This is a genomic window from Shewanella sp. MBTL60-007 (genome assembly GCF_019654915.1).
In the GTDB taxonomy this organism is placed as follows: Bacteria; Pseudomonadota; Gammaproteobacteria; order Enterobacterales; family Shewanellaceae; genus Shewanella.
In genome coordinates this window covers 12,829-26,051 of record NZ_BPET01000047.1, presented here as the reverse complement: position 1 = coordinate 26,051, position 13,223 = coordinate 12,829, and the positions used below count along the sequence as shown (strand labels likewise).

The window sequence follows — 13,223 nt, the reverse complement described above, 5'->3', positions numbered from 1 at the left end:
TATAACAAAGCAATCAAGTGCGGACTAAAAAAGCTTGGCTTAGTTCGTACCTCACTAATTATAGCCAAGCCTTTTTAGCCGCTTATTGCGGCGTTAAGAGGCAATACAATGACATTCACATTGAGAGGTCAATTTGCAAAATAAAATAGGTATTGTGAAAAATCCATTATCTGTGATTGCGATTTTTGCGGGAATCGCTGAAATAAGTGGAACGATGGTGCTGCCGCACATTTCCCCAGAGAATCAAGAAACTTTTATTTGGTTCCTAGTGACTTTTCCATTTTCCTTGGTGATTCTGTTTTTTATTACTTTAAATTGGAATTATAAAGTCCTATACGCCCCTTCAGATTTTAAAGATGAAGAGCACTTTGTTAGATTAACAAAAGCTACGCCATCAGATCTTATTAATAAGTTCAACGAGGATTTCAGTGATAGCATCATCGATAGTAAAGGCGATATTGCCGCTGATACATCAGGCATTAACCTAAATGCTGCGGATATTGGAAGTTTTGTCGATGACTCAGTGATGAAGGCGAGTACCGGAAAAATTAGAAATAAGGAAGAAAGGTCAAGGCACAAGGAAATAAGGCGTACCTTATCCAAGTTGCAGTATGAAGAAGGCCATTTAATGGCTGATATGGTTCTAAACAAAATTGAGTCAAAGCTTGGGCAAGTAATTGATCGTGACATGGTCTTTGAAAAGGGTACACAACGTTTTCCTTTTGATGGCGTAATTAAAAATGGTGATAACATTACTGCTATAGAGGTAAAGGTATTAAATAAGAATACGTTTAATGCAAATGGGTGGAACAGGCTTTTTTCTAGATTCGATTCGTTTTATTCATCGCTGAGTGATTCAGAAAAAAGAGGCTTTTCTTTAATTTTAGGTATTGCTACAGAAGAGCCCTCTGATGAAATGAAGAATATGTTAGAGAGAAGACTTGCTAACGCAGAATTCAAATACTTCTTGAACATATATGAAGTCGACGATTTAGCAAAGGAACAAAGTGAAATAGCCTCTTAACAAGTTACTTAAACGGACGCTAAATGCTAGTTCCTCGCAATTTTAGCCAACAATTTTGCGCCGCTTAGTAAGGCGTTATGTGCCGGAGCGGTTTAGCTCCAAACCGTAGATTTGAAATGGAACTAAAGTAGTATGAAATTATTCGTAGTGATTGTGTCTGTTCTTTTTTCTAGCTTTGTGCTGGCTAGTAGCGAAATATCTGTAGCCATAGTGGAAAATCAGAACGAAGCAAATAAAAGTGTTTATGTCTCAGACAGGGCGTTAGGGTATGGAGAGACAATTTATGTCACCGAGCGAGCTCCCGGCTATGGCAGCACTTTTTACATTACGGACAATGCAAGCTCGGCAGATATAGTCTTTGCAAAACCAAAGGATGGCCCTAAGTCAGCCGATCTTCGATTGTATGTTCATCAGAGAAACCTTGGGTATGGTACTTCGATATATGTAACTGATAGGGCACCAGGCTACGGAAAAACAGTATATTTTGCGTCTCGCAACCCAGGTTACGGAAAATCAATATATGTAGAAGACCCGCTTCTTAAATTTAACAAAAAGTATATCGCGGTCATGCTCTTGTTACTTGGCGCAATCTAGTGATAGCACATAACAAGTCAATCAACTACGCACCTTCGGTGCCGGACGCAGAAAAGCTGCGCCGGTTATTGAGGCGTTAGGCATCATGATTCACCTTAAGAATAGAAGAGTAGTAGATGGCGATAAGAAAGAAGAAGACCGAAATAAAACGACTTATATCCGCTTTTGAGGCTGAAGCTAACAAATTTCATGATTTGAGGCTTAGTACAGTATATCGAGAGAAGAATAAGATTGTTAATGAAAGGCGTTTCGAAAGAAACAACCATATCATCATGCTCTGGCAATATTACGGTATAATGTCTGACGCTCATCAAGTTACTATGGATGTTCTCGATAGACATCCTATTTGGGGGGTGTTGGGAGCAGAGTTGTCAGCCTATTCGCTCTTGGAGGGTGAAACGTGTCAGTTATTTATGCGAATGGCTAATAGGGCTGGCGCGCTATTTTCTGAAAAGGAGCGCGATAAAATCAAGAGTAGACAACTTGAAGAGTTGGTAGAAAAGAAAATGAAAAGCTCAGAGGGTAAGCCCGTTTGTGCTCACAACACTGCCAATGCTTCAATTTGGCTCAATTATCTACTCTATTACATTTCAAAAGTAAGACCTTTTAGCTCCGATTTAACTCGTATCGATTTGGACCCATTTACACTATCGCTAATGGCACTAGAAGACTTATTAGAAAATGAAATTATACAAAAAGTAGACAAATCCATGACTCGATTAGAAGATATTAATTTCAAAGTAGCTGTCTCCTTCCCAGGAGAGAAAAGGGCTTACGTTGCGGACGTTGTTAATGAACTGAAATCTGCTTATGGAAAAGATTCCGTATTTTATGACTTCGACTACCAGTCACAGTTGGCAAGACCAAATCTAGATACATATATACAAAACATTTATCGCAATCAAGCTGATTTGTTGGTGGTGTTTTTGTGCGAGGATTATACGCAAAAGCAATGGTGCGGCTTAGAGTGGAGAGCTGTTAGAGACATAATTAAACATAAAGAAGATCAGCGTATTATGTTTGTAAAGTTCGACGATGCAAGTATAGACGGTGTTTTTTCCATCGATGGTTACATTGATGCATCATACCATGATGAGAAAAAAGTTGCTCAATTCATACATGAACGGATAGAACTCATGGCAGAAAATGCCTAACAAGAGACTATGGCGTCAATAGCTAAATTTGAGCTTTTGGCGCTTCCCACATTACACCATCTCTTAGCATTGAGTTTAACGTTACAACCATCTTTCTGACGCAGGCAATTATAGCCACTTTCTTTGGTTTTCCAGCTGCCACCAATCGTTGATAAGTTTCTTTAAAAATAGGATTAGATTGAATTGCAGACATCATAGCCATGTATAAAACGGTTCTAACTTGATGTCTTCCTCCTTGAATTTTTCGCATCCCTTTAAACCGTCCACTTTCTTTATTCATTGGGGCAACGCCTACCAAGGCGCTAGCCTTTTTACTATTGATATAACCCAGTTCAGGTAGATTACTAATAATAGAAGCTGCGGCTATTTTTCCGATCCCTTTCATGCTCTGGAGAATGGTGTTTTTAGCTTGATAGTCTGGACATGACTCTATGTGTTTAACTATCTTTGCCTCTATCTTTTCAATCTGAATCTTGAACACAGTTCAGACAGGCTTTATTGTCATAGCCAGTTCTTTAGGTAGAATTTAAAGACGGTTTTTCTCCATTGTTTGCATGGCTAATAATTGGTTACGCCTTGCGACTAAATCACTCATAGAGCGCATTATATCGGGCTTTAAGGTTGATAAGGGAGGCTTAATAGCTTCACCATAATGAGCAATAAGTTGAGCGTCTAACTTGTCTGTTTTTGCTCGCTGACCAATAGCACCTGCAAAGCGTTTAACATGAATTGGGTTAGCGATGACAAACGGTAACTTTGATTCAGCGCAGGCCATTATAAAAGGCATTTCTAACCGACCCGTCGCTTCAATCACAATCCGTTCGAGCTGATACCTTTTTAATTGTTTAACAGCTTCTTTTATCCCTTTATCATCATTCGTTACGCTAAAGAAATGACCGATTGGACGGATATAAATATCCAGCTGAAACTTGCCAGTATCTACACCTACGTTAATGTTTTGATTAGTTTTTGAATTCATAATAAGCTAACTCTTGCTTGCAAATGCGGGTTCGAGACCCAGTAGACTATTCGAGTATTTTGCTTGGAGTCCTTTGTCGCGTTCGTTCTTGTTATCGGTCTCTCAACTGAGGAGCCATCGTTCAATCGAACTACGACAAAGAAAGCTTTAGTTGCAGCTAAAGCGTGGGTCTCACGTTACCCGAAACTGAGCAGTATTTGTAAATCAGGTGGGTTTATTATCCATACAAGTAACTCAAGCGGGACAAATAAAGCTTGGCTTTTGTCGCTTCGCTCAAAATTTTAGCCAAGCTAATTATTTGCCCCTTAGTTGGGCGTTACCGCATATCTGATTGCTTTAGTTTTCCTAATGCCAATAGTCATTTTCAGAGCTTAAGCTCTAACCAATTTCTGTCCAAAAATGCGTTAGAACACAAACATAGCCAATTTTTGTTGGCTAAGTTTTTTTAACGATCCAACTCAATCACTAAACAGCAACTAATCCAACACCCCCATGCCGCTGTTAACTCCGACCTTTAACCAGTGGCTATTTAACCTTTAGCAATATGGTAATGCTGACATCAATTATGCCTCCTGTGGCTGTTTCAGTATCTATAAAAGCATCAAATTGAAACTCAAATGGGATCATTGGATTCGCAAAGCCTTGGTTGCTTAGTTCATAATCTCTACCAACACCTTCACCAGCTAATATAGGATTACCTTGCCAATCTTTAAGTCTAATAAAAACATTTTCAGCGCACTCTTCTCTGTCACAATTACCGATGCGCCCATCCATCGTTACTTCAGCATTGTTAGGAATAAAGCTTAACGTTGCTTTAGTTTTAAATTCTTCGACATCTTCTCTGGCTGAACAATCATTAAGGTAAATTTTAAATGGTTGTATTGCAGCATTATCTTGCTTTTCTAATGTGCCTAAATCAAAAGTTTCATTAAGTGGCCTCAAACTACTGGTCGCTTCTGACACCGTTATGGATCTGCCGCTATCAATTATATGAATATAACCAGCTGTTGCACCCATAACCCACAAGGTCCTACCTGTATTAAAAGAACCCCATTTCGCCATATTTTGGACTCTGTTTAATGTGTATGTACCAGGGGTTATGTCTCCTATACGTACAAGTTCAGCAAGTACTTGATCTCCATAGTCAACGGTATAGGTTCGGTGCTCCGGCCCTAAATTGGCATATATTAAGTTGATATCCGTAGGGGCTGAAACTGCTGGCTGACTTCCGCAAGGTAATGCAGTTCCATTTGGGTTGTATAAGCGCATGCCAACTCCAGGAAACTCCGGTATAACACATACTGTAGGGTCTCCCCCAGGAGCAATGGTAGGGTAATAACTCGGAACGAGATAAAACCTAACATCCCCGCCTCTAGTTGAATTATGGTGTTCACAGGTTATCTCTATGGGGGATGTCGTTATTGTTGTGATGACTCCCCCCTCAGGGGGTAAATTCGATAAGGAAATGTCGCTCTGTGTTACTTGAACATGTGCAAGATTGGCTCCATCGTCACATCGATATGGTCCACCGAATTCATTTGCGCTAATAGCATTAGCGATATACAACATAAATACGATACAGCTCTTTATAAAGAACCAAGTCCATTTCATCAAGCCCATGTTACACCTCGCTATTTCCTTTTAGCCAATAGCTGTTAAGTCAAAAGTTTCAGCCTTTTTACACTTCCAACTGGTTTTATAGAAATGAAATGTTATTAACAGTTTTATTAAGCCCGTAATAGTCGGCTTTGTTTGTTGAATCGAATGAGTTCGTGATGTGCTTAGCTGTTAAATAATAAAAAAGGTTGCTAGAAAATATTAAAGATAGGGCAGCGATATTCCCCTCTGTTTGCTTAGTGAAAGCTGACACGCTTAGTTTTCACCATCAGCAGAGTCAGTGGGTTCGCGATAAAGAACTTGTTAAGTTTTTGATTTAAAATTCATTTAGAGTTACCTTGTTCGCATGGGATCAACTAGGCTGACTGTTCTTATTCGGAATTCAGCCTAATATATTGTTAGGTTTCTAGTCATAGTTGGGCATATGGATTTAGAATTTGTAAGAACTTTGATTGGTGAATTTATTTCATGTGATGAGATTAAGCGAAAACTAAGTCTTATCGAAGGTTTGAATTTGAAATCAGGCAAAAAAACTCACGATTACGAAAAATGGCTTCAGATCGAGTTTGCGATGTTTTTAGATTCTCTTGATTGTGACCGAGTTTCCGGCTGGGGAAGAGAAAAGCGCTATGTTTTGGATGGGAGAAGAAAATCTAGAATATCAAGTAAGAATACCACTACTGTAGACTTTTGGATAAAGAGAAAGTACCAGAAGTATAGTGGAGAGATCTTGATTGAATTTAAAAGGGCTAGGAGTATTAACGGTTGCGTAAAACAGATGATTAAGGACGGCGCTTTATTGAGGAAAATAAAGGCATCCGAGTCTGATGTCCGGACTTTTTGGATGGTTGGTTTTCATCCAAATGAAAATGATAGCCACAAGGCTTTTGAGAAAGCTTTTACGCAAGAAGAAAAGCTGAACGAGTGGGTTAATTATCGGAAGTTCAAAACAGAAGAGATAGCTGGCACCGGGTTAAGCTTTTCGATATTTACACTAGACGAAACCTAACAATGCACTGCAGGCGGATTTCAACCCGGCTGGCTTTTGCTCGTGCCTCGCAGATGTAGCCAGCCAGATTGCTCCCGCTGAGTGGAGCGTTATACGTTTCTAGGGTACGGGGTTAATTTAAATGGATGAAAATAAATTCTGGTCACTTATTGAAAAGGTTAAGATAACTTCTAAAGATGATATAGCCTTAAGGCCACATATTTTAAAAAATCATTTATTGGAAAGTGATCCTGCTTTTATTGAAAGCTTTAACCAATGTTTTGTTAATTGCGTTTCTAAGGCATTAACAAATAAATTAAAGAAAGCCGTTTTCTTAATCAAAGGCTACAAAAACGATTATGATTTCATCCCTTATGTTGATTATCTGATTTCTGAGGGTGAGAGCATATTTGAAGTCGCTTTGCATCGACCAGATGATTTAGCTGACATAGCATTAGCTAGAAATGAGTCCTATGTAGCCATTGAATATCGTGGTGTTATCCATGAAGCATATGAAGAACTGACAGAGCGTGATATACCTGAGTTTGAATTTAGTTTTCCTGCGGAGGACTTGACTAATGACTTTAAAACGATTGAATTATCTAAAGAGTTTCCAAAACTAACCGAAAAGTACGGTAATTAAACGTATAAAAAGTGTTAAGTGAAGGGACTGCTAATAGCTCGCTCGATTCCGCTTCTCTACACATTTTAGCAAACGATTATCAGCCCCTTATGTGGGCGTTGCCACTTATCTGATTGCCATAGATTTCATAATGCCAAGAGTCATTTTCAGAGCTTAAGTTCTAACACATTTCTGTCCCAAAATGCGTTAGAACACAAGAATAGCCAACTTATGTTGGCTATTCTCTCTTAAAGTTTCATTCAGCTGCTAATCACTAAACACTAACGAATCCAACACACCCATACCACTGTGGACACCACCTTCGGTGGTTCGGGCTGACTTACTTCTAATCAAATATCCGGCGTAAGCTTGTTGTCCGCCATTGAGATCATTAATCGCTGGTTTACCGTCAATATGTACGGTGAACATGCCGATTTCACTGATAAGATCGTCGACTTGTTGAAGCTCGCCTTTACGCACTGTCAGTGCTGGCGTGGGTCTTGGCGTTGGCTGTAGTCTGCGCATTAACGACCAAGCTTGGTATTCGTCTGGTTTAAGTGATAACAGTTTTGGCAAAATATCGTCGTCAAATATACAGTGGCCGCCACCTTCGCCTTGGTTTTTTAGTACCCATTGCTCGGGGCTGGTTTGGCTAATCAAAGCTGCGCTGTCTGTAGTCACAGGGCGCATTTCCCCGAGGAGTTGTTTAACGCTTGAGGCTTCATCTAAGGTTAAACCAAAAGTTGTTAACTGCTCGGCTGTCATTGATGACAGTAACATCTGCACCCGTTTGCTGGTGGCCAGTTGTTGGCTAACAGTGGCATTAATAGCAACCCGGTGTTTCTCAATAAATATACGGGTTTGCATTAATGCTTCGCAGCAGACTCGGCTGATGATGTCATTAGCGTGGTAGTCACAATATTGATAGCCTGCGCGCAGATACACAGTATCGATGGGGCCAACACCTTCGAGCAGTAATCTATGCTCTTTACCCGTTGTAAGTTTGTCGTGCAGCTCTCTAAAAGTGCGTCTTACTGTTTTAATGCCTTTGGCTTGCAGTGCATGTTCTAACAGGTGTTGATCGTAAACATTATCCTCATTTGCTTGCACGACCATGAGGAACACGGGTGGGTGGTTTTCATAACCTGTCGATAGATCGCTGTGTGTAAATTCTTGCTTAATTTTAAATGTGGCATTAGCTATGCCGTTAGCTAACTTCTCTAATGCGTGATTTTCTACTAGTTGGTTATTTGTGCTTGCTGACCATTGATTAAACGTATCGGCGGCTTGCAGTTGCAAGAACTTATGCAGCTCATGCACTCGTTGGCCAAATGGCCCCATACCTGCGGCAATGCCATTGAACTCGATAAGCTTTGGGCCCAAGGCGGCATCGTCCATAAAGTCGCTACGCATAATCAAAAGCGGTACGCGTTTGGCGCTACTTGAAGGGTGTTCTAGTGACACGCTTTTTTCGGTCGAGTGTTCGGTCGAGCGTTCGCTTGATTGCTTGGGCGCTTGATGAATAGCTTTATGCATCTCAAGCAAGGCATTAAAGAAGGGATCGCCCTTGGTGATTGGGTCGATCGCATGGTTTAAGAATTGATGATCTTCAGATACATAATGCACTAGCTTGCCAAGCAGACCTACAGAGGCCACCAGCTGTTGGTACCTTGCCTTGCTTATGGGCGTAGGGGCAAAGCTAAAAGCCGTGTGGGTTGCTGAGTAAGCTGTGGTTTTAAGCGCCATGCCATGAGTTAACGCCCATTCGATAGCATCGGTTGTTGCTTGGGGGGGGTGACTGCTGTACATGATTTTGCACCTTTGACTGAAATTAAATTCTATTTATCTGGAAATATAGTTTTAGGGTGATGTGCTGTCAATCGTTATTTCGGCTATGTTGGAAATACTGATGTAAAATAAAGGCTTAAATAAAGTGGGGAAATGAATAGCTTAAGAATAAATAGCTTTAAAATAAATAGCTTTAAAATAAAAAATCTAGAACTAGTGAATAGTGATACTAAAACGCGATGTTAATGGGCTGGAAAATGGCTCCTTAGTATTAAGAAGCCAGCTTTATAGCGGTGTTCTAGTATTTAACTCTGCAGTTATTCTTTGTCTTGCTGCTCAATAAAGTCTTCAAACTCAATCTCATACAATCGAGCTAACACTAAGGTCACAGCAAAGATGATTGGGCCGTAGATCAAACCTATTAAGCCAAACAGTTGTAGGCCACCTAACAATGAGAAAAACAGCAGTAGGGTACTCATGCCGGTACTGCCTTGCATTAGCCAAGGTCTTAGAAAGTTATCAATTGAGCCAATAACCAACACTCCCCATGCGATTAAAAACAGCGCCCATTGCCAGTCACCGGTAATAAATAGGTAAATTGAGGCGGGTAGCCAGATCATAGCGGTGCCTACAAAGGGGATAAATGATGCAAAGGCCATCATGCTGCCCCAAAACAAACCAGAAAAGCCCGCCATGGCCATGGCTATACCGCCCAGTGCACCTTGGGCCAGCGCCGTTAAAAACGCACCAAAAACGGCTGACTTAGCTACAACTTTGACCTCGTTAAAAATCATTTCTTCTTGAGAGCGTGATAATGGAATGATGTGGCGAATACTACTCACAATGTTTTCTTGATCTCGTAGGAAGAAAAACAGCACAAATAGCATTAGAGAAAAGCTCAAAACCGTATTGGCCACATCTCCCAGTAGTCCGGTACTGGCAGACAAAAAGCTGCTGCTTAGTTGGGTGACTTTGACTGCCGCTTGCTGTACTAGTTCATCTACTTTTAAGCTTTCAAAAGGTAGCCATTTATTGAGTAAGCTAATGCCACTTTGAATATAAGGGTGAGATAAAAATGCCTTGGCGCCGCCATTGGTTAGCCAATCATAGGCGTTACTCATAAAGTCTATGCCTTCATTCATTATCGCAATAGTGACAAATAGCAAAGGCAGCAACACCACCACAGTGACTAACGTACAAGACACCACAGATGCCAGATTAGGCTTTGTCGGCATATAGCTTTCAATTTTTGCATGCAGTGGCAACACCAATAGCGCAACAATAGCCGCCAGAACGATAGAGCCTAAATAAGGCGCAACCAGTAAATAACATGCATAGAAAGCAATCGCTAGTGCGAGTAGTAATATCCCGTGGCGGGGCTTGAGTTTCAGGCTGTCCATTAAACAGAACTCCAAAGAAGATTTAGTGATTTACCTTACTGCTTTGGCTTTTACCATTAGCCATAAAGGTGTTAAGCGCTGGATTAATCTAGTTCATATAATGAATGGTTATGAACAGGGTTAACTATAGCCAAAGGTAACAAACACTTCTGTGATTAATCTAGAGCTATTTCAGACTGAATGTCATGGCTCAATTGGCATTATATGATTGAATTAGGTGAAAACTATTTCGCTGCGTCAAATTTTGTCGCAGCGTGGTATTATGCTAGCGGCTCAGGTTAATTAGAGAACGTTTGATGCAAACCAATATTCAACGCCAGATCGCCATGCTTGAGCAGATCCCTCGTCACCCAAGACGGATCACCGCCAATGATATTACTGAGAAGCTAAACAACCGTGATTACAACGTAGGCCTAAGAACGGTGCAGCGTGAGCTAAAAGCGATGCACGATATGGGGCTATTCGGCCTCGTTATGGATGATAGGTGTAAACCCTTTGGCTGGTCTATTGCAGCTTGTTGGCGTGGCCTTAACTTAACCTTGATGGATCAGCATATGGCGCTGGCGTTTCATACCTTAAAGCACAGTGCTAGTCAGTTGTTGCCGCCACAAAGCGTTAAACAGCTTACTCCCTATTTTGAGCGTGCCGATCAAGTGCTCGGTAGCGATCCTGATAATCCATGGCTCTACTGGGCGTGTAGGGTGGCTCAGTTACCTGAGCCTTTGCCTATTACCTATGAAGATCATGACCCGAAAGCGCTTGAAATCGTGCAGGATGCGCTCTTAAATAAGCGACAAATTGCCTGTGAAATCCAACGTTTTATTAAAGGTAAAAGTTATTGGATTGACTACCGTCCTATTAACCCTGAGGGAATTAAGATCTCGGGCGGAGTGATTATGTTGGCGTTTACGGTGGGGACGTATCATACAAAGCGCTATGCCAAACCGATTAACTTAATGCGTAATATTCGTCTGCTCGATACAACAGCGGTAACTCGTGATGATTTTGACATCGAACTTAGCGGTGAAGAAAGTAAAACGACCTTGATTGCGTTAGAACTCCAGCTTTCGCCATCGGCCAACTTTATTCAGCGCAATGCTAGATTAAGTGATGACCAACAGGTTGAGCGTTTGGCCAATGGTTATTATCGAGTCTGCGCCAGTGTTTATGATACGCCCAAATTACGTGAGTTCTTATGGAGCATGGCAGACAGTGTCGAGGTAATCGCTCCGCAAAAACTGCGTAACCACTTCAGCCGATTAACCAGTAAAATTAATAATAAATATCATAACGCTACGACCGAGTTTGTCGCAGGTGTCAGTTAATCTCCTAGGTACTATCAATAGGTAAGTATCGAGGAGATCGCCATGTTCGATCTAGTCCCACAAAACAGTCAAACACCGAAAATTGCCGTTTTTGGTGTGGGAGGCTGTGGCTGTAATACTATCAATCAGCTTAGCCAGTCCCCTTTAGCCGACAACGTCGAGTTGATTGCCGTTAATACCGACGCCCAGTCTTTACAGATCTCAAGTTGTAGCACACGTTTGCAGATAGGGCTTGAGGCTACTAAAGGGCTTGGGGCAGGTGCTAGGCCGCAAAAAGGTTATGAGGCAGCACAGGAGTCGCAAACGCAGCTTCGAGAGCATATTGAGCTGGCAGATGTCATCTTTGTGACCGGAGGCATGGGCGGTGGTACTGGCACAGGGGCGATCCCCTTTATGGCGTCTATTGCTAAAGAGTTCAATAAACCCTTGGTAGCGGTAGTGACGTCGCCATTTAGCTTTGAGGGATCTCAACGAGGTCAGCTGGCTCAAGCTGGCGTTGATGAGTTAATCCAGTATGCGAGCGCGGTGATAGTGTTACCTAATGATCAGTTGCTTAAAGCACTTGATAAGAAAATCAGCGTTGTGAATGCCTTTTATGAGAGTAACCGCATTTTACAGGACGTATTGCAGGGGTTAACGACCACAATCAGTCAGTCGGGTTTGATCAATATCGATCTCAATGATTTTATCGCTGTGGTGAGTCATCAAGGGCGTGCCGCAATGGGCGTTGCTAGGCAGATGGCAGGGGAAGATCTGCAATTGACTATTGATAAGGCCCTTAAAAACCCCTTGCTAGAAAAGGTTAACCTTTGCAAAGCGAAAGGTGCGATTGTGAGCGTTATGGCAACAGAGAGTATTGAGCTAAGTCAATACAATAGTATTGGCGAAACCTTGCTTAAGCAGCTTGAACCAAGCGCAATGGTGATTATTGGACTGACAATTGTGCCTGAGCTAGATTGTGAACTTGAGTTGATGGTGATTGCTACTGGCATGCAAGAAGCGGAAAACGGTTTGCTTGACGAGCACAACGCTGAAGCAGATGAACCTCAAACCAAGCCCCTTAAAACGCGTTTCGATACTTCAGAGTTGTTAAACTTACATGATTTTTTAAAGCAGAAAGCGGTGATTGGTGCAAATGAAGATCGTCATGATGAGGAGCTTGAGATCCCAACTTATACACGTAATCAAAGGGCCGCTAATTGATGTTTTAGCTGCTTAAGTGGGTCGCTTAATTTGCCCTGGTTTTGTAATGCAGGCCGCTGTCGGACAGCGGTAAAAAAGATAACCCCGAGAGGGGTTATCTTATTATTCAATTGTTATTTGTCTCTGCGGGCAGATAACTGCGGCTTATTCAGCAGGTACAAAATCACTTTCACGAGCGAACTTTATCGCTTCATCACACAGTTTAATTTGCTGCTCTTTGTTAGCCGCTTTGAATTGGTTCATGTAGGCATCGAGTGCTTCACTGGTTTCTTTAGACATGATCATCTCTTCAATGCCTGCATTTTTATGAGCCATCATAGACTGGCCAACAATACTGCCTTCGATTTGCATATCATGTTCGGCATAAAAAGTTGTACAGATCATGAGGCTTGCCATGCCAAGCGCTGTTTCTTTGTCTAGGTTCTCAGCGGCAGCGTTACCTGCCAATAGACAGCTTACAAGACCTGCAATTAGTACTTTTTTCATTATGATAAACCCTTTTTTCATTCCATCATTGGAGCTGTTATCT

11 protein-coding genes and 1 pseudogene are annotated in these 13,223 nt (G+C 41.5%); 7 read left to right on the top strand and 5 right to left on the bottom strand.

The genetic code is table 11. From position 1 onward, the window contains the following. Window positions 1-133 precede the first annotated feature (133 nt). The 3 genes from K5Q92_RS17005 to K5Q92_RS24280 all read left to right on the top strand — a co-directional run bounded on the left by K5Q92_RS17005 (window position 134) and on the right by K5Q92_RS24280 (window position 2,772). A complete protein-coding gene (locus tag K5Q92_RS17005; protein WP_220770117.1) occupies window positions 134-1,024 on the top strand; it encodes a hypothetical protein in 891 nt (296 codons plus the stop codon). 132 nt (window positions 1,025-1,156) lie between these two features. Next, window positions 1,157-1,618 (top strand): hypothetical protein, encoded by a 462-nt coding sequence (locus tag K5Q92_RS17000; RefSeq protein WP_220770116.1) that lies wholly within the window; start codon window positions 1,157-1,159, stop codon window positions 1,616-1,618. 116 nt (window positions 1,619-1,734) lie between these two features. Further along, a complete protein-coding gene (locus K5Q92_RS24280; RefSeq protein ID WP_259649610.1) occupies window positions 1,735-2,772 on the top strand; it encodes a TIR domain-containing protein in 1,038 nt (345 codons plus the stop codon). A gap of 22 nt (window positions 2,773-2,794) precedes the next feature. Here K5Q92_RS24280 and K5Q92_RS16990 read toward each other — a convergent pair. Further along, window positions 2,795-3,751, bottom strand: a pseudogene (locus K5Q92_RS16990) (IS110 family transposase). 525 nt (window positions 3,752-4,276) lie between these two features. Further along, on the bottom strand, window positions 4,277-5,020 hold the full coding sequence (locus K5Q92_RS16985; protein ID WP_220770115.1) for a hypothetical protein: 744 nt from the start codon (window positions 5,018-5,020) through the stop codon (window positions 4,277-4,279). A gap of 772 nt (window positions 5,021-5,792) precedes the next feature. Here K5Q92_RS16985 and K5Q92_RS16980 point away from each other — a divergent pair. Continuing rightward, a complete protein-coding gene (locus tag K5Q92_RS16980; protein ID WP_220770114.1) occupies window positions 5,793-6,377 on the top strand; it encodes a hypothetical protein in 585 nt (194 codons plus the stop codon). Between the two features lie 121 nt (window positions 6,378-6,498). Next, a complete protein-coding gene (locus K5Q92_RS16975; protein WP_220770113.1) occupies window positions 6,499-6,999 on the top strand; it encodes a DUF4240 domain-containing protein in 501 nt (166 codons plus the stop codon). Between the two features lie 246 nt (window positions 7,000-7,245). On the opposite strand, the gene K5Q92_RS16970 is transcribed toward K5Q92_RS16975, so the two are convergent. Further along, window positions 7,246-8,787, bottom strand: coding sequence for a glutathione synthase (locus K5Q92_RS16970; RefSeq protein ID WP_220770112.1), 1,542 nt, complete (start codon window positions 8,785-8,787; stop codon window positions 7,246-7,248). Between the two features lie 296 nt (window positions 8,788-9,083). After that, window positions 9,084-10,166: an AI-2E family transporter gene (locus K5Q92_RS16965; protein WP_220770111.1), complete on the bottom strand. Its 1,083-nt coding sequence runs from the start codon at window positions 10,164-10,166 to the stop codon at window positions 9,084-9,086. 296 nt (window positions 10,167-10,462) lie between these two features. Here K5Q92_RS16965 and K5Q92_RS16960 point away from each other — a divergent pair, with 296 nt between their 5' ends. Together K5Q92_RS16960 and ftsZ are read left to right on the top strand one after the other, a co-directional pair. After that, a complete protein-coding gene (locus K5Q92_RS16960) occupies window positions 10,463-11,491 on the top strand; it encodes a YafY family protein (RefSeq protein WP_220770110.1) in 1,029 nt (342 codons plus the stop codon). 42 nt (window positions 11,492-11,533) lie between these two features. Continuing rightward, on the top strand, window positions 11,534-12,694 hold the full coding sequence (gene ftsZ, locus K5Q92_RS16955) for a cell division protein FtsZ (protein ID WP_220770109.1): 1,161 nt from the start codon (window positions 11,534-11,536) through the stop codon (window positions 12,692-12,694). A gap of 144 nt (window positions 12,695-12,838) precedes the next feature. Here ftsZ and K5Q92_RS16950 read toward each other — a convergent pair whose 3' ends face one another. Next, window positions 12,839-13,180 (bottom strand): hypothetical protein, encoded by a 342-nt coding sequence (locus tag K5Q92_RS16950; protein ID WP_220770108.1) that lies wholly within the window; start codon window positions 13,178-13,180, stop codon window positions 12,839-12,841. Between the last annotated feature and the right edge of the window lie 43 nt (window positions 13,181-13,223).